We start from the raw sequence: 17,695 nt of genomic DNA on the forward strand, positions 1-17,695 counted from the left end.
AAGCCGCCAATGTTTCCTGCAAATCAGGGGGTTCGGTATACAGCCAGGCCAACATGTTTTCTCCTTATGAATGAAGTACGAGTGAGTACATGACTTGCATTCTAGGCAAGCGATATTAATTTGTATAATTGTATGTTTTGATATTATTGATTAATAAAATTAATAGAATTACACTAGCAGCCATCACCTGATAAGAGCACCGCCATGACCCTGATTGAATTGAAGTTTGTGTTAGCCGTGGCACAAGAACGTAATTTTCGCCGCGCAGCCGAAAAATGTTTTGTCACCCAGCCCGCGCTGAGCCTGGGTATTAAAAAGCTGGAAGAAGAACTAGGTGTGTCATTGTTTGAACGCAACCGCAATGAGGTCACACCCACCGAGATCGGCGAGCAGATTATTGCACAGGCGAATATCGTGCTGGAGCAGGCGGCCAAAATCAAAGACATGGCCAAACATGGCAATGACCCGCTGAATGGCCTGTTTAAACTGGGCATGATTCACTCGGTAGGGCCTTACTTGTTGCCGGAAATCATTCCGCCATTGATAAAAACGGCGCCGCATATGCCGCTGGAAGTCGAAGAAAACATCACCGCGACCCTGGAGCAGCAACTCAAAAACGGTGTCATTGATGCCGCCGTCATTGCTTTGCCATTTGATGTGCCTGGCATTGAAACCATCCCGCTTTACGATGAAGATTTTAATGTCGTCGTGCCGGTGAGCCACGCATGGGCGACGCGCAAGACCATTCATGCCGATGAGTTAAGTAACGAGAAAGTGCTATTGTTGAATACTGGCCATTGTTTTAGTAACCAAGTGACGCAGGCCTGCCCGGAGTTGAGCCGCAAAGGGGAGGTATTACAAGGGAATTCACTGGAGACCATACGCAATATGGTGGCCTCTAACCTGGGGATCACGGTTTTACCGGCCATGGCGACCGTATCGCGCTATCAAAATCCGCTGATTCGAGTCATCCCGTTTAGCAAACCCGCGCCTAGCCGACGCATTGCCTTGGCCTGGCGTAAAAGCTTTGTACGCACCGCCGCTATTGAGGTACTGGGAAAAGTAATGATGGAAGTGGGTGCAACGCAGGCGCAACTTGCTCGCCGCTAAATACGGGAGTACTTAGTAGGCGATGGCGACGCGGAAACCGGTGACCAGTTTTTCATCGACGCCGAGCAAGGTTTTCACTGCTTGCTCTTGCTGCGGGGCCAGTCCATCGGCAACCTTGATCGAGGCAGGCAAATACTCCGATGGTACGAGCGTTTTACGCAGCACCGGCTCATCAGCGGTATTGGTCAGGGTCAGTTCTACTGTAGGGTAAGCCTGCGCAACGCTGCCATGATTCATCAGCACACTGGAAAAAATGAGCACACCCTGACGCTCTTTATGCTCCTGAATATCAGCGTCATCAATGGTCAACTGGGCAATCTCGCGCGGCACACTGATGTCACAATGCAGCGGCTTGCACAATGCCAGCAAGAGCGGTTTGGTTTGCGGGTAAGTGGCCGCCAGACTGGTGCGCGAGAAATAAGTTAATTGCAAGCCAAGCAGTAACAACAGGGCGCCTGCTAGCGCGAGAAACACACGTTGACTGGCAGCGCTTTCCACGGGCACTGGCCGCTCATCGGCAAGGGAGATATCACGTAAAAATGCCGGAATAACAGGTTCTGAATCCGCGCCCTCTGCGTGCAATGGCGTGGACAAAACATCGTCTAATGGCAGGTCTGGTCGCAGCGAAAAATCTGGCACTGCGGCAGTATTGTCGCTCTGTGCCGCTTCGGCACTCACTTTAAAATACACGGCGGCATCGCTGGCCACTTCAGTCGTATCGGCGGCCGGTAAGAGTGGCGTCAATGACGATAGTAAATGTGAGCCAGCATCAAACACATGGTCGCATTCGCCACAGCGCACCTTGCCTGCATAGGCTTGCAATTGTTCGTCAGTGACTTCGAATTGTGTTTGGCAGGCCGGGCAGGCCGTAATTAAGGACATTTTCTGCTTCCCGTCAGCAAGACCCATCCATCTTGCTGGATGGGGGCATCCATATCAAACCACTCTGAGTAACGTGCCAGCAAGATGTCCTGCTGGCTATCCAATATGCCGGATAATGCAACTTTGCCGCCACTTTTGCAAGATTTGGCAATTACTGGCGCCAACACCATCAGCGCACTGGAGAGAATATTGGCCACCACAATATCAAATGGCTCATGCAGATAGTCTGCAGAATCATAAAATACGGCATCCACCTGATTATTAGCCGCATTATCGCGGCTGGCAATCACGGCTTGCCCGTCAATATCAACACCGATGGCACTCTGCGCGCCTAACTTTTTAGCTGCAATGGCCAAAATGCCTGAGCCACAGCCGTAATCCAGCACATTTGCCTTGGCCAATAAGGGCTTGGGCAATTGTGCCAGCCAGCTCAGGCATAAATGCGTGGTTGGGTGACTACCGGTACCAAAAGCCAGGCCTGGATCCAGCACGATATTGATGGCATCGGCATTCGGCGCCTGATGCCATGAAGGCACAATCCACAACTGATCGGTCACGCGGATCGGATCAAACTGGGCCTGTGTCGCACGCACCCAGTCCTGCTCTTCAATCTGTTCCACCTGGTACTTCAAGCCATCCAGTTGCAAGTCAGACTGCACATTCGCCAGTAGCGCCTGCACATCTGCCTCGGCATCCAGCATGGCAGTGACGATATTCTGTTCCCAGATACCCGGTGGCGGGTCGCCAGGTTCGCCGAAAATGGCCTGCTCGGCCATCGTGTCGGCGTGCGCATCTTCTATGCTGACAGACAATGCACCATGCTCCATGAGCACATCACTAAGCGACTCGGCCTGCGGCTCGGTCGATTGAATTTTAAGTAACAGCCAATGCAACATTATTTCGAGCTGATACCCAGCTTCTGCTCCAGATAGTGAATGCTGGTGCCGCCTTGCTGGAAGGCCAAATCGGCCATCAGGTCAGAATGCAGCGCAGTATTGGTTTTAATGCCTTCAACATACATCTCAGACAAAGCCACGCGCATTCTGGCAATCGCCTGTTCGCGGGTCGCACCATGCGTGATCAGCTTGCCGATCATGGAGTCATAATGTGGTGGCACGGTATAACCGCCATAGACATGGGTATCCATGCGTACGCCAGGGCCGCCAGGCATATGGAAGCGGTTGATAAAGCCTGGGGAAGGCACGAAAGTGTACGGGTCTTCAGCGTTAATGCGGCACTCAATGGCGTGACCATTCAAGACAATATCGCGCTGACGGAACGGCAACTTTTCACCCGCAGCAATAAAGATCTGTTGTTGCACCAGGTCGATACCCGTGATCATTTCGGTCACGGTATGCTCCACCTGCAAACGTGTGTTCATTTCAATGAAATAGAACTCACCATTTTCGTACAAAAACTCAAAAGTACCTGCGCCACGATATTTAATCTTGCGACACGCCTCTGCACAACGCTCACCAATCTTGTCACGGATTCTTTCCGTTAACAATGGCGAAGGTGCTTCTTCGATGATTTTTTGATGACGACGCTGCATGGAACAGTCACGGTCACCAAGGTATACCGCGTTACCATGCTGGTCAGCCAGAATCTGGATTTCAATATGGCGCGGATTCTCGAGGAATTTTTCCATGTAAACCATGGGGTTACCAAAAGCCGTTTGTGCTTCGGCTTTAGTCATATTCACCGCATTCAGCAACGCCGCTTCGGTATGCACCACACGCATGCCACGACCGCCACCGCCACCAGCGGCTTTAATAATGACAGGATAGCCAATGCGTTTGGCCGTTTTCATGATTTCGGCCGGATCGTCGTTCAAGGCGCCATCAGAACCTGGCACACAAGGCACGCCCGCTTTTTTCATGGCATCTTTGGCGGAAACCTTGTCCCCCATCAAACGGATGGTTTCGGCACGCGGGCCGATAAACACAAAACCACTTTGTTCAACACGCTCGGCAAAGTCTGCGTTTTCAGACAAAAAACCATAACCAGGGTGAATCGCTTGTGCATCAGTCACTTCTGCAGCACTAATTACTGCCGGAATATTCAGGTAACTTTTAGCTGACGGCGCAGGGCCAATACACACAGACTCATCGGCCAATTTGACATATTTAGCATCACGGTCGGCCTCAGAGTGCACCGCCACCGTTTTAATCCCCAGCTCACGGCAGGCGCGTTGCACACGCAAGGCTATTTCGCCGCGGTTGGCAATCAGTATCTTCTCAAACATTATTAACTCCGCGTCTCAATAGCCGCGTGGCTTGCAGCCACGACGCAATTTAACTTCGTTGCTGTGCTGCCTGCAGGCAGCTGGTCGCCGCGATTGGCAATCAGATTTTTTTCAAACATAGCGGATTAACCAATCAGGAACAATGGTTCGCCGTATTCCACTGGCTGACCGTTTTCAACAAAAATCTTCTTAATCGTGCCGGAGAACTCGCTCTCAATTTCATTGAGCAGCTTCATCGCCTCAATAATGCACAAAGTATCGCCAGTGCTCACACTGCTGCCAACATCAACAAAGGATTTGGCATCAGGGGATGAAGCGCGGTAAAAAGTACCGACCATCGGTGATTTAACCACTTTGCCATCCAGCACTTCAGCTGGGGCAGCGGCAGGCGCAGCAACTGGCGCGGCAGCAGGTGCCGCAACCGGGGCGGGGGCAGCCACATATTGTGCGACCGGCGCAACGCCAGGCGCCATGGCGCGACTAATACGTACTTTTTCCTCACCCTCGGTCAGTTCCAGTTCGGAAATCCCCGATTCCTCTACCAGATCAATCAGTTTTTTGAGTTTGCGTAAATCCATAAAAGCCTCGAATGTAAATGTTTTAATGTTATTAGAGTTGTTGGATGTAACGATATGCGGCGAAGTATCCCTCTGCGCCCAAACCGCAAATCACTGCGGTTGCAATATCGCTGAAATAAGAATGATGACGGAATGACTCGCGTGCATGCACATTCGACAAATGCACTTCAATAAACGGCACATTGACCGCAGAAAGGGCATCACGAATGGCAACGGAGGTATGTGTGAATGCCGCTGGATTGATAATGACATAATCAACGCGGTTCACGGAAAGTGCGTGTATTTTCTCAATGATCTCGGCTTCAGAATTACTTTGAAAAGTATCCAGACGCACCTGATCAGCGCGCGCCAAATCTTGCAAACGCTGATTAATGTCTGCCAGTGTTTGACTGCCATAATGCTGCGGCTCACGGGTGCCCAGCATATTTAAATTGGGTCCGTGAATCACCAGGATGGATTTGGTGCCCATTTCACACGCCTCTCATGGAGAAAAGTACAACCTTCATGGCGTCGAAGTTTGCCGAAGTTATTGCATTTTGTCCAGAGAAATTCGCAGTTTAAAGAAAATTGAAAGTCGCTAATTTAGCCGACAATTGAAGGAGTTTTGCAGCGAACAGGCGGGATTTGACCGCCTGCGTACACTAGAAAAAAGTAAGCAAACCACTACAAGTTGAGTGCATTTTGCAGCATTTGGCGATTGACGCGGCCAAAGAAAATCTGCGTCACTTCACCTTGCGCGGAGATCACCACCGTATAAGGCAACACACCTTTATGGTTACCCAATGCTTCAGCCAATGGCATGCCTTCATTCTCGGCTATCAGTAGGGGATAGCTCACTGGCGTGCTTTCTATAAACTCATGCACGGCAGCCGCTTCATCAATCGCCAATCCCAATACAGCAATCTGAGGATGTGCACTGGCCAAAGCAGAAATCTCCGGCATTTCTTCGCGGCAAGGCTCACACCAGGTCGCCCAGAAGTTCAAAATAAGCGGCTTGCCTTTATATTGCGCCAGTGGATATGCTTTACCGCCATGATCGAACAGGGTGGTGGCCCATACTGGCGCAATGTCTGCTGCACTCGGCAATGCGGATTCTGTTGCCATAAACTGGTGGCGGTTAAGATATAACCAGCGAAAACCGCTGCCAAGCACCACCATCAATAAAACCGTCATAACCACGCGGGCAACATTACGCATGTGGTGAAGCCTCCACTGGCTTTAACTTCAGCGCGCGGACGGTACGCACAAAGCGCTCAGCATCCTGATAGCCTTTAATGACCGGCTGCACGGCCTGACCCCGGGCATTGAAAAACACGATGCCGGGCGGCCCGAATAAGGCAAACTGTTTCAATAACGCCGCATCTTCGGCACGATTGCCTGTGACATCGGCCTGCAACAGTAATACGCCTTGCAATGCAGCCCGCACGGCAGGATCGCTGAATACGAACTGCTCGTACTCTTTGCACGAAACACACCAGTCAGCATAAAAATCCAGCATTACCGGCTGGCCATGGGCAGCCTTCAAGCGTTGCTCAAGTGCTTGCACGCTATGCACGCGCTCAAAGGCCAATGGCTGCACACTGGCAGGCGAACTTGCCATCAGGGCTTGCAATGGTTGCAGCGGCGAGCGCGCCCCTGACCAGGCGCCAACGAGCAAGGCGATGCCATATAGCAGCAAGATGACCGCAAACCCTTTAAATAAGCGCTGTACCGTGCCCGCCGTGGCAGGTAATGGATCAATTGCCCGCAAATAAATCGCTGGCACAATACAGAGTGCCGCCCATAACACCAATTGTGCCGCCACCGGCAAAATCGGGCTGATGACCCAGATCGCCACACCGAGCATTAGCACACCAAACAAACGTCGAATCGTATTCATCCACTCCCCGGCTTTGGGCAATAATGTGCCCGCAGAGGCGCCGATCAATAACAATGGCACGCCCATACCTAAGGAAAGTGAAAACAAAGCCACTGCGCCCAGCGTGACATCATGGGTTTGGCTGATATAAAGCAAGGCACCCGCCAACGGCGCGGCCACGCACGGGCTAATAATCAGTGCGGAAATAGCACCCATCAGAAAGTCGCTAAGCAAATGACCGCCTTTAAAGCGGTGGCTCCAGTTAAAAAAGTAATTCTCAACCGCGCTTGGCAACTTCAACTCATAAAAGCCAAACATCGAAAAGGACAGCACCACAAAAATCAACGCACCGGTGATCAAGGCGGCGGGCGTTTGCAAGGCGTTGCTCAATAACTGCCCCGACAAACCAGCTGCAACCCCTGCCAGCGTATAAGTCAGGCACATGCCCAAGGTATAGGCCAATGACAGCGTGAAGGCTTTACCGCGCGAAACATGCGCATTTTTACCGACAATAATCCCGGATAGAATAGGAATCATGGGGAACACACAAGGCGTCAATGCCAACAACAAGCCCGCCCCGAAAAAGCCCGCGACAATCTGCCACCAGCGGCCAGAAGATAATAGTTTTCCGGAGAACTCTTCTTCAACAGGCGCAACGCCTGACGCAGCAGATGTGGCGCTGTCGGAGGGAACCGCAGCTCCAAAGGAGGGTGACTTGGACAAAGGCAGTGATTTGGTTTGCGGTGGATAGCACAAGCCTTTTTCACTACAGCCCTGATAGCGCACCTGCAACGTATCAGGCGCGACGCCCGTAAACGTGACCTCGGCTAAAGTATCATGGTGAAATACCTGCTGCTCACCAAAATTAGGGTCATTCTTGGTTTCGCCCGCAGGCAGTGTGATTTTGGCAGTGTCTCCGTCAGGCAATACCAGTTGTATGCGCTCACGGTATAAATAATGTCCCGGTGCCACGGTGAACTTGAGCTGCGCATGGCTGGCATCTACCAAGCCGGCCTCGACTTTAAACGCCTCATCGACGGGCAAGAAATCTTCACTGCTCTCTTCAGTAAACAGTTTTGAAAACTGCGACGCCGCATGCACGGGTGGCATGACGAGCAACAGCGCCACCAGCACGATCCAGCTTCTTAACCACATTGTCATCAACGATTTACTCCCGCACCCTTGTTTCTGCCGCCACCCATGCCAGATATTCTGGCAAACCCTCGTTCACATGGATGCCTACAATCTCCGGAAGTTCATAAGGATGCAGCATCCTTAACTTAGTCGCACAAGCAGCATAGCCCTGACAAGTCGTTTTGATGGTCAATCCAATCTCTTCCGCTTGCTCGACCTGCCCTTGCCAATGATAGATCGAGGTGACAGGACTTGAAATATTGACGCATGCCGCCAACTTCTCTGTAACCAGCGTCTGCGCGATATGCTCAGCACATGCCCTGTTCGGCACATGCGTAAACACGATTATAATTTCCTCTTTTGGCGTCACGGGCGCTGACTCACAGACAGGATTCTGACATGCGTTTTATCATCTTTGCTATTCTACTGGCTTTTCCGTTCCTGGAGATAGCCGTCCTGATCGAACTCAGCCAACGCTATGGCTGGTGGGTATTGGTGTACCTGGTGATTATCGGCTATCTGGGCTTGAAGTTGATACGCAACGAAAAAGACCAGATTGCGGCACGCATGTTCCAGCAAATGGGGGCGGGTAGCAATCCGGTAGCCGCCATGTTTTCAACGGCCAGGAATATGTTTGCAGGGGTACTGCTATTGATCCCTGGCGTCATCAGCGATGTGCTCGCCGTGATCTTGCTGCTGATTCCAGGCAACAATGCCAACGCGGGCGCAACAGGCAATCAAAACGGCGCGCAGTATCGTGCCAGTGCCAACGACGAAGTGATTGAAGGCGAATTTACCGAAGTAGATGACGCCAAGCCGGCCGATAATGTGGTGCATTTACCTCGCAAAGACTAACCAGACAGAAAACAACGCCTTATGAATCGTGTCTTGATTGAAAACAGTGGCCATACCTTTGACGTACGCCCCAGCCAAACCGTGCTCGAAGCCGCGATTGAAGCAGGCATCAACCTGCCATACGGCTGCCGCAACGGCGCCTGCGGCGCATGTAAAGGCAAAGTGTTGACCGGCAAAGTCATGCATGACGACTTTCAAGGCAATGCGCTGACCGATGCAGAACTAGCCGCAGGCCTGGCATTGTTTTGCTGTGCGCGCCCACTGGAAGACCTGGTCATAGAATGCCGCCAGATCGATATGGTACAAGGTATCAAACCGCGCATTTTACCTGTGCGCGTACAACACAAAGAACAACTGGGTGAGGATGTCATGGTGCTGCATTTACAGTTGCCAGGCACCGAACAACTGACCTTTATGGCTGGGCAATACATTGAATTTCTGCTCAAAGACGGCCGCCGTCGCGCCTTCTCCATCGCCAATGCGCCGCATGAACAAGGCTTTATCGAACTGCATATCCGCAAAATTGCCGGTGGGCACTTCACCGAGCAAGTATTTAATGAGATGCCCTTAAAAACCATTCTTCGTATAGAAGCTCCGCTAGGCAGCTTTTTCCTGCGCGAACAAAATGACAAGCCTATCATCATGGTCGCGGGCGGCACTGGTTTTGCACCGGTTAAAGGCATGATAGAGCACATGATTTTTAATCAAATCCAGCGTCCTGTGTATCTCTACCGCGGTGCGCGCCAGGTCAGCGACTTGTATATGGACGAGCTTTGCCAGCGCTGGGCGCAGTTTATGCCGAATATTCAATATATCCCGGTGATTTCAGACGGTAATCATGGGGATGATTGGGATGGTCGTCGCGGACTGGTACATCAGGCAGTGCTGGAAGACCATGCAGATTTGAGCGGGTTTGAAGCATACGTGTGCGGTGCACCTGGTATGGTGGATATTGCCAAACAGACGTTTGTGGAGCAAGGGCTGCCGGAGGAAGAGTTTTATAGTGATGCGTTTACGTTTGCACCTAAGTAAAAGGGTGACTAATTAGGTTTTATTTGACTACCCTTTTCGCCTCTAGGCGAGTCACTTTCTGATGCTTGCCCCTCAGAAAGTAACCAAAGAAGAGCGCACCCAGCCATCACGGCCTTACGGCTCCCTTGCGTTGCTCAACAAAATAAGCGGTCACGAAACTCGCCCTAGCAGCTTGCACACTACGCAAGCTGCCGCGGTGCTCAAACAGTCGCTCCCTTCCTCCTTATTTTGTCTCCGCTACTCAGCGTGATGGAATGGGATTTATCTCGCCAAACTAGCAACGCAGTAACTTGGGAGGTTAGAAAACCAGATTCGTTGATTAAAACTACATTCGGTGGCATTCGATTGGTGTTCGGGGTCCCCATCTGCCGCGTCGAGCAACGCAGGGTTGGCGGGAGTCTTCGGCCATCGGCTGTCCGAGTTCCGCAACAAGCCACGTCTTGTGTGGCTTGTCAGGGCGAGTTTCGATGGACGCCCGGCAAGCCGAGTAGCACAGGAATCAAGCGGAAGCTGGGGTGTCTTGTTCTTTGCCTTCTTTCTTATGGACAAGCATAAGAAAGAATGGTCGCCGAGAGGCGAAATAGATCGATCATAGAATAGTCTTCGCTTTGGGCACGCAAAGAAAAGTCACTCGCCTAGAGGCGAAAAAATCGGTCAAAAATTACTTTACAGTAGCGTGACCAACCGGAGTGGGTTAAAGCACTAACCCTTCAACCATCGCGCAATATCCATCGCATAATACGTCAACACACCATCCGCCCCGGCGCGCTTAAACCCCAACATGGCTTCCAGCACACACGCCTTCTCATCCAGCCAGCCATTCTGTGCAGCAGCCTTGAGCATGGCGTATTCACCACTGACATGATAAGCATAGGTCGGCACACCAAACTCGTCTTTGACGCGGCGTACGATATCCAGATACGGCATACCTGGTTTCACCATCACCATATCAGCGCCTTCTTCCAGGTCCAGCGCAACTTCTTTCAGCGCTTCGTCAGAGTTGGCCGGGTCCATCTGGTAATTGTATTTATTGCTTTTGCCGAGGTTGCCAGCAGAGCCAACCGCGTCACGGAACGGGCCGTAGAAAGCAGAGGCGTATTTGGCGGAGTAGGCCAGTATGCGGGTGTAGATGTGCCCGTGCTCTTCTAGTGCATCGCGGATGGCACCAATACGGCCATCCATCATGTCAGAAGGCGCGACCACATCAGCGCCTGCTTCTGCATGGCACAAGGCTTGTTTGACCAGGACCTCAACAGTTTCATCATTGAGCACATAACCCGTGTCATCAATCAGGCCATCCTGGCCATGAGTCGTGTAAGGATCCAGTGCGACGTCAGTAATCACGCCCAGTTCAGGGAAGGCCTGTTTCAGGGCTTTGACCGTACGCGGCACCAAGCCATCCGGGTTGTAGGCTTCTTTGGCATCCAGGCTTTTGTACTGCTGTGGCACCACCGGGAACAAGGCCAGCGCCGGAATACCCAGTTTGACACACTCTTCAGCGGTTTTCAGTAATACATCGATGCTTTGACGTTGTACGCCGGGCATGGATTTCACTTCCTCAGTCTTACCTTCCCCCTCCAGCACAAATACCGGATAAATCAGGTCATTCACAGTGAGGACGTTCTCGCGCATTAAACGGCGCGAGAAATCATCTTTACGCATGCGGCGTGGGCGGATAGCGAGAAATTGATTACTCATGAGCGTCCTTTTGCTTTATCCAAATACCCTGGCCAGTTCAGCGCCGGGATCGTCCTGACGCATAAACGCTTCACCCACCAGAAAACCATTCACGTCATGGCTACGCATCAATGCGACATCTTCAGGCGTAAAAATGCCAGATTCTGTGACCACAAAGCGGTCCTCAGGGGTGTTTTCGAGCAAATCGAGCGTGGTTTGCAAGCTGACATCAAAAGTGCGCAGGTTACGGTTATTGATACCCAACAAAGGCGTTTCCAGTTGCAGGGCCAATTCCAGTTCATCAGCATCATGCACTTCTACCAGCACCGCCATGCCGAGGTTGTGGGCAGTGAGCTCCAGCTCACGCATTTGTGCCAGCTCCAGCGCGGCAACAATCAGCAAAATGCAGTCAGCGCCCATAGCACGTGCTTCATAGACCTGATAAGGGTCGATCATGAAGTCTTTGCGCAGTACCGGCAGCTTACAAGCGGCGCGAGCTTGTTTTAAATAAGCTGCGGAGCCTTGAAAATATTGTTCATCTGTCAGTACGGACAAACAAGCGGCGCCGCCTTTTTCATAGCTTTTGGCGATTTCCGCCGGATTGAAATCTGCACGAATAATGCCTTTGGATGGGCTGGCTTTTTTAATTTCAGCGATCACCGCCGGTTTATCCGCATCCACTTTATCGACAATATTGCCGATAAAATCACGGCAATCAGGCTGATCCAGCGCTTCATCACGCATCGCATTCAGCGGCTTGATCGCTTGTGCCTTGGCGATTTCTTCGCGTTTGGTCGCTAAAATTTTATTTAAAATATCAGACATAATTTACTCGCATGTTTTATCGTTTAACTGTCAGCGCTATAGCGCTGGCAAGGCTTATTCGTAAGTGTGGCCCTGATGTTTAATCCAGCCATCTTGGCGACCCTGCGGATCGTGGTGCGTCCAATGCATGATGCCACCTTTGGGGTTGTAAATATACTCGCCTTTAAAGGTCACCACATCGCCCGCACTCAATGCTTCCACCCGTGGTGCCAGGTCAATATTATGCGCAAATAACAAGGTTTGTTCAGGCGAGATACTGACCAAAAAACGCTGATGCCGCGCACCTTTATTATCGTCAGGCAACAGCTTCTTCACCACACCGCTCCCCTCCAGCCAGACATGGCTTTGCTTTTGGGCAAACGCCTGCTTAACGGCTGCATTGTCTTCCGCAGTCAGACCAGCAGACAGTGATTGCAGATTAACCGTTTGAGCCGGTGATTTAACTTCAACGGCTGACTGCGGCTGATTGCTTATACCATAACCGCTTGCGCCCTGTTGCGAAGTTTGCTGACACGCAGCAAGCAAACAGACCAGCGCACAGAATTGTGCAATCAAGGCGTAGCGTTTCATGCCGCCTGGCTCAAGGCTTTCAGTTGTTGCAGTTTATTCAAGGCCGCGCCTGAGTCAATGGATTGCGCCGCTTGCGTCATGCCCGATGGCAAATCATTTGCCAGGCCAGACACATAAATGGCAGCACCTGCATTGAGCAATACAATATCGCGCGCCGGACCTTTTTCACCGGACAGCAAGCCCAGAATAATCTCGCTGGAATGCTGTGCACTTTCAACCCGGATACTGTTGATGTCATGTAATGGCATGCCAAACTGGGCCGGGTTCAAAGTGTACTCACTGACTTGTCCGTCTTTGAGTTCTGCCACATAAGTGTCGGCAGAGAAAGAGATTTCGTCCATTTCATCCGCGCTATGTACCACCATCACATGCTCGCTACCCAGTTTTTGCAAGGTCTGAGCCAGTAAGGGCACAAGATCACGATGAAATACGCCCATGACCTGGCGCTTGGCACCGGCCGGGTTGGTCATTGGGCCTAACAAATTGAACATGGTACGCACCCCAAGTTCACGCCGTACGGGTGCGGCATACTTCATGGCTGCATGATGATTTGGTGCAAACATAAAACCAATGCCTGCTTCATTGACGCAACGCACCACTTGCTCTGGCGTCAACGCGATATTCACGCCCAGCGCTTCCAGCACATCGGCTGAGCCGCTTTTTGAAGACGCTGCACGGCCACCATGTTTGGCGATTTTTGCACCCGCGCCGGCGGCAACAAAGGCTGATGCCGTTGAAACATTAAATACCTTGTTAGGCGCACCACCCGTGCCACAGGTGTCAATCAAATGACGCGTATCGCTGATATCCACTTTACTGGAAAGCTCACGCATCACCTGCGCGGCAGCGGCAATTTCAGTGACGGTTTCGCCTTTGACGCGCAGTGCAGACAAAAAGCCCGCAATCTGGATCTGGGTAAATTCGCCGCTCATGATCTGCTGCATGATTTGCAGCATTTCCTCATGACTAAAATCGGTGTGGTCAATCAAGCGCTGCAAGGCGATTTTAGGCGTCATACTCACCATTAATAGCCTTTCAGGAAGTTATCCAGCAACTCATGTCCATACTCGGTCAAGATAGATTCCGGGTGGAATTGCACACCTTCAACCGCCAGGGTCTTATGCTTGACACCCATGATCTCGCCATCCTCAGTCCAGGCAGTGATCTCCAGACAATCCGGAATGGTTTCACGCTCAATGACTAGCGAGTGGTAACGCGTCGCGGTATATGGGTTAGGCAGGTTCCTGAAGACACCGGTATTGGTATGGTGGATCAATGAGGTTTTACCATGCATCAGGGTTTTGGCCTTGATGATTTTGCCGCCAAAGGCCTGGCCGATGCTCTGGTGACCCAGGCACACGCCCAGCAGCGGAATCTTGCCAGCAAATTCATGAATCAGTGGCACAGAAATACCTGCCTCATTCGGCGTACAAGGGCCAGGGGAAATCACGATTTTCTCCGGCTGCATCGCTTTAATCTGTTCCAGCGTGATCTCATCATTGCGGTGCACATGTACATCTTGACCCAGCTCGCCGAAATACTGCACGAGGTTGTAGGTAAAAGAGTCGTAGTTATCAATCATCAACAACATATCAGGCTCCCTTTCCTGCATGGGTTTGAATATTAGCCGCTTGGTTATCCAGGCCGGCCTGCACCAGTTCGGCAGCACGAATCACCGCCTTGGCTTTATTTTGGGTTTCGTCCCACTCAGATTGCGGCACCGAGTCGGCAACAATACCGGCACCCGCCTGCACATAAAGCTTGTTGTCTTTAATCACCGCCGTACGGATGGCAATCGCCACATCCATATCGCCGTTAAAGCCTAAATATCCTACTGCGCCCGCGTAAATACCACGCTTGGAAGGCTCCAGCTCTTCAATGATTTCCATGGCGCGTACTTTGGGTGCGCCGGACACCGTACCTGCAGTAAATGTCGCTTTGAGGACATCAATTGCATCCAGGCCTGGCTTGAGCTGGCCTTCGACATTGCTGACGATATGCATCACATGCGAGTAACGCTCAATGGTCATATTGTCGGTGACTTTCACTGTCCCCGTCAGCGCGACACGACCGACGTCATTGCGGCCTAAATCCATCAGTTGCACGTGCTCGGCACGCTCTTTGGGGTCGGCCAGCAACTCGGCTTCCAGCGCCAGGTCATGATCACGATTTCTGCCACGTGGGCGCGTACCGGCAATCGGGCGCGAAGTCACCGTGGTGTCTTCCAGACGCACCAGGATTTCTGGTGACGCCCCGACGACATGGTGGTCGTCCATATCGTAATAGAACATATAAGGTGATGGATTGAGGCTGCGCAGGGCACGATACAGGCTCAGTGGCGATGCATCAAAGTCTTGCACCATGCGCTGGCTGAGCACCACCTGCATAATGTCGCCTTCGAGGATATATTGCTGGCCCTTTTTAACCGCCGCTTTGAAGTTTTCTTCACCAAACTCTGACACAGCCGGGGTTTTGCTGGTTGGCAAAGCTGCGGGAATCTCTACTTGTGTACGCAACTTCTCCAACAAGGCATGCATACGCGCACAGGCAGTTTCGTAGGCATTGGCTTTAGCCGGGTCAGCGTAGACAATAAAATACAATTTGGCAGATAAGTTATCCACCACCGCAATTTCTTCTGACACCATCAGCAAAATATCAGGCACACCAATCGCATCCGGCTTTTTCTTTTTGCCCAAACGCTTTTCAATGTATTGAATGGTCTCGTAGCCAAAATAGCCCGCCAGGCCGCCGGTGAAACGTGGCAAGCCATCGTATGGCGGTGTTTTAAAACGGGCCTGGTAAGACTTGATAAAATCGAGCGGGTTTTGATCGGTGTGCGATTCAATGACTTGATCGCCTTGAATGACTTGCAGGGCCTCATCACGCACGACAATGCGCGTGGTGGCTGGCAGGCCAATAATCGAATAACGGCCAAAGCGTTCGCCGCCTTGTACGCTTTCGAGCAGGTAAGAGTAGGGTTGATTCGCCAGTTTCAGATACAGCGACAAAGGCGTATCCATATCGGCAAAGGTTTCCATCACTAGCGGAATACGGTTATAGCCTTGCGCCGCCAGCGCGTCGAATTCGGTCTTGCTCAAAGTGCTTAACATGATGCTTTTTTCCAGTTTGATTCGTTGAATGTGTCGCGCGCAAACGTCACGACAGCGTGGTGCAAATGGCGTACACCTGCGCGTGGGGCAGGGCTAGCCTCGCCACGAACGACGCCAGCTTAATACTGGCCAACTGGAAGAATGATGAGCACAAAACATCATGATATATGGGTAAATTTTTTGTTATGCCCGCTTAAGAGAGCAGGTAACTCCAGCAAATTCACCACTTCGGTGAGTTGCTGCACCGTGGCATCCACAGTGTTGGCATCAATCGCGCGACCCTGATTATACCCATAAGGCACGGTCACGACAAAGCACCCGGCTGCATGCGCGGCCTGAATATCGGTTTCAGAGTCACCGACCAGCATCGCTTCAGCTGGCAAGGTGTCTAGTTTTTGGCAAATATGCAACAGTGGTAACGGATCCGGCTTCTTCTTGGATAAGGTATCGCCAGATACCACAATTTCAAAAAAATCCGCCAATCCGGCATGTTGCAACAAGGGCAGGGTGAATTTTTCCGGCTTGTTGGTCACACACGCCAGGCGATAACCTTGTTTTTTTAACTGCTGCAGTGCCGGTAACACCCCCGCAAAAGCCTGGCTTTCAGTGGCGTTGGCATCATAAAAGCCATGATAAAGCACTTGCGCACTGGCAAACTCTTGCTCGCCAGGTTTGCCATGCATACTACTGGTCAAGCAACGCTTGATCAGGTTTTGCACGCCCTCACCAATATAGGTAGTAATTTGTGCTTGTGGCAACATGGGCTTGCCTAAAGCCACCAGCATACGGTTGGCGGCTTCGGCAATTTGCGGTGCGGTATCAAGCAGGGTGCCGTCCAGATCGAACATCACCACCCTGACTTGGAACCGCATATGAATTACCCTTGCAACGCTTTAAATTTAGACCGTTGCCAACGCAGCGCGTAACTGACTAACAATCGTGTCATAACGGTTAGGGTCAGTGTCTTTACCTGCACCAAACACAGCGCTACCCGCTACAAATGTATCGGCACCAGCCTTAGCAATATCAGCGATGTTGTTCGCGTTCACGCCGCCGTCCACTTCCAGCCAAATTTGACGGCCGGTTTTTTCAGTGTAAGCGTCAATACGTGCACGTGCCTGTTTCAATTTGTCCAAAGTGGCTGGAATGAATTTCTGGCCACCAAAACCCGGGTTCACAGACATCAACAGAATCATGTCGACTTTGTCCATCACGTAGTCCAGGTAATGCAATGGCGTCGCTGGGTTGAATACCAGGCCAGCTTTACAGCCGCTGTCACGAATCAACGCCAGGCTGCGGTCGATGTGGTCAGACGCTTCCGGGTGGAAAGTGATGATGTCAGCACCCGCTTTGGCAAAGTCTGGGATGATGCGGTCGACGGGTTTGACCATCAGGTGCACGTCGATCAGCGCGCCAGCGTTGTGAGACAACTCACGAATGGCATCACATACCAGAGGGCCAATAGTCAGGTTAGGCACGTAATGGTTATCCATCACGTCAAAATGCACGATATCAGTGCCGGATTTGATCACGTTTTCGATTTCCTGGCCCAACTTGGCAAAGTTGGCAGAAAGAATACTTGGGGCGATGCGAAAAGTTTTGTCCATGCTGGTGTTCCGTAGGTTGGGTTCCGTGAATTAATCTAATAAAAATTTAGCAAAACCAATATTTTACCGCCAATTTGTGTCAAATTGACAGGATTCTTGCTTGTGGCGCGTGAATATAAGAAAATGTCGGCACTTTAGCCATGGATTTCAATTCCAAACGCCCATGAACTGTTTGCAAGCGCCGATTTGTTTGTCTTTTCACCCTGTCACGC

Annotated in this window: 19 protein-coding genes; 3 read left to right on the plus strand and 16 right to left on the minus strand. The window is 51.5% G+C overall.

Translation table 11 applies throughout. The features are described 5' to 3' along the window. Window positions 1-204: 204 nt before the first annotated feature. Window positions 205-1,110: a hydrogen peroxide-inducible genes activator gene (locus tag OH31_RS06830; RefSeq protein ID WP_024930139.1), complete on the plus strand. Its 906-nt coding sequence runs from the start codon at window positions 205-207 to the stop codon at window positions 1,108-1,110. A gap of 12 nt (window positions 1,111-1,122) precedes the next feature. Here OH31_RS06830 and OH31_RS06835 read toward each other — a convergent pair whose 3' ends face one another. The 8 genes from OH31_RS06835 to cutA all read right to left on the minus strand — a co-directional run bounded on the left by OH31_RS06835 (window position 1,123) and on the right by cutA (window position 8,150). Next, a complete protein-coding gene (locus tag OH31_RS06835) occupies window positions 1,123-1,992 on the minus strand; it encodes a DUF3426 domain-containing protein (protein WP_024930140.1) in 870 nt (289 codons plus the stop codon). Continuing rightward, window positions 1,983-2,885, minus strand: coding sequence for a 50S ribosomal protein L11 methyltransferase (prmA, locus tag OH31_RS06840; RefSeq protein ID WP_024930141.1), 903 nt, complete (start codon window positions 2,883-2,885; stop codon window positions 1,983-1,985). The genes OH31_RS06835 and prmA overlap by 10 nt, the downstream gene beginning before the upstream one ends. A gap of 2 nt (window positions 2,886-2,887) precedes the next feature. Continuing rightward, complete coding sequence (accC, locus tag OH31_RS06845; protein ID WP_019880676.1) at window positions 2,888-4,237, minus strand: acetyl-CoA carboxylase biotin carboxylase subunit; 1,350 nt, start codon at window positions 4,235-4,237, stop codon at window positions 2,888-2,890. A gap of 125 nt (window positions 4,238-4,362) precedes the next feature. Continuing rightward, window positions 4,363-4,815, minus strand: coding sequence for an acetyl-CoA carboxylase biotin carboxyl carrier protein (gene accB, locus OH31_RS06855; RefSeq protein ID WP_024930142.1), 453 nt, complete (start codon window positions 4,813-4,815; stop codon window positions 4,363-4,365). Between the two features lie 31 nt (window positions 4,816-4,846). Beyond that, window positions 4,847-5,284: a type II 3-dehydroquinate dehydratase gene (gene aroQ, locus OH31_RS06860; protein WP_019880679.1), complete on the minus strand. Its 438-nt coding sequence runs from the start codon at window positions 5,282-5,284 to the stop codon at window positions 4,847-4,849. 194 nt (window positions 5,285-5,478) lie between these two features. Next, entirely contained in the window at window positions 5,479-6,012 is a 534-nt protein-coding gene (locus OH31_RS06865; protein WP_024930143.1) for a TlpA disulfide reductase family protein, read from the minus strand. After that, entirely contained in the window at window positions 6,005-7,828 is a 1,824-nt protein-coding gene (gene dsbD / locus OH31_RS06870; RefSeq protein WP_024930144.1) for a protein-disulfide reductase DsbD, read from the minus strand. Before dsbD ends, OH31_RS06865 begins: the two co-directional genes overlap by 8 nt. 13 nt (window positions 7,829-7,841) lie before the next feature. Beyond that, complete coding sequence (gene cutA, locus OH31_RS06875) at window positions 7,842-8,150, minus strand: divalent-cation tolerance protein CutA (protein WP_370576184.1); 309 nt, start codon at window positions 8,148-8,150, stop codon at window positions 7,842-7,844. A 56-nt stretch (window positions 8,151-8,206) separates the two neighbouring features. On the opposite strand from cutA, the gene OH31_RS06880 reads away from it, so the two are divergent. Then, entirely contained in the window at window positions 8,207-8,662 is a 456-nt protein-coding gene (locus tag OH31_RS06880; RefSeq protein WP_024930146.1) for an FxsA family protein, read from the plus strand. Window positions 8,663-8,683: 21 nt separating this feature from the next. Continuing rightward, on the plus strand, window positions 8,684-9,694 hold the full coding sequence (locus tag OH31_RS06885) for a CDP-6-deoxy-delta-3,4-glucoseen reductase (protein WP_024930147.1): 1,011 nt from the start codon (window positions 8,684-8,686) through the stop codon (window positions 9,692-9,694). A 702-nt stretch (window positions 9,695-10,396) separates the two neighbouring features. On the opposite strand, the gene hemB is transcribed toward OH31_RS06885, so the two are convergent. The 8 genes from hemB to rpe all read right to left on the minus strand — a co-directional run bounded on the left by hemB (window position 10,397) and on the right by rpe (window position 17,483). Beyond that, window positions 10,397-11,392, minus strand: a complete 996-nt coding sequence (gene hemB / locus OH31_RS06890; RefSeq protein ID WP_024930148.1) for a porphobilinogen synthase — start codon at window positions 11,390-11,392, stop codon at window positions 10,397-10,399. Window positions 11,393-11,407: 15 nt separating this feature from the next. Further along, window positions 11,408-12,196, minus strand: a complete 789-nt coding sequence (gene trpC, locus OH31_RS06895; RefSeq protein WP_019880689.1) for an indole-3-glycerol phosphate synthase TrpC — start codon at window positions 12,194-12,196, stop codon at window positions 11,408-11,410. Between the two features lie 54 nt (window positions 12,197-12,250). Beyond that, the gene (locus tag OH31_RS06900; RefSeq protein ID WP_024930149.1) at window positions 12,251-12,766 is read right to left on the minus strand and encodes a DUF3465 domain-containing protein; all 516 of its coding nucleotides are present in this window, start codon (window positions 12,764-12,766) and stop codon (window positions 12,251-12,253) included. Beyond that, the gene (trpD, locus tag OH31_RS06905; RefSeq protein WP_036298865.1) at window positions 12,763-13,791 is read right to left on the minus strand and encodes an anthranilate phosphoribosyltransferase; all 1,029 of its coding nucleotides are present in this window, start codon (window positions 13,789-13,791) and stop codon (window positions 12,763-12,765) included. Before trpD ends, OH31_RS06900 begins: the two co-directional genes overlap by 4 nt. Next, window positions 13,791-14,357 carry an aminodeoxychorismate/anthranilate synthase component II gene (locus OH31_RS06910; RefSeq protein WP_019880692.1) on the minus strand — a complete coding sequence of 189 codons (567 nt, stop codon included), beginning with the start codon at window positions 14,355-14,357 and terminating at the stop codon, window positions 13,791-13,793. Before OH31_RS06910 ends, trpD begins: the two co-directional genes overlap by 1 nt. 1 nt (window position 14,358) lies before the next feature. Continuing rightward, window positions 14,359-15,876, minus strand: a complete 1,518-nt coding sequence (trpE, locus tag OH31_RS06915; RefSeq protein WP_019880693.1) for an anthranilate synthase component I — start codon at window positions 15,874-15,876, stop codon at window positions 14,359-14,361. Between the two features lie 158 nt (window positions 15,877-16,034). After that, window positions 16,035-16,748, minus strand: a complete 714-nt coding sequence (locus OH31_RS06920) for a phosphoglycolate phosphatase (RefSeq protein ID WP_024930151.1) — start codon at window positions 16,746-16,748, stop codon at window positions 16,035-16,037. Between the two features lie 27 nt (window positions 16,749-16,775). After that, on the minus strand, window positions 16,776-17,483 hold the full coding sequence (rpe, locus tag OH31_RS06925) for a ribulose-phosphate 3-epimerase (protein ID WP_024930152.1): 708 nt from the start codon (window positions 17,481-17,483) through the stop codon (window positions 16,776-16,778). Window positions 17,484-17,695: the final 212 nt, after the last annotated feature.

The sequence above is a fragment of the Methylophilus sp. OH31 genome (genome assembly GCF_000576615.1).
GTDB lineage: Bacteria > Pseudomonadota > Gammaproteobacteria > Burkholderiales > Methylophilaceae > Methylophilus.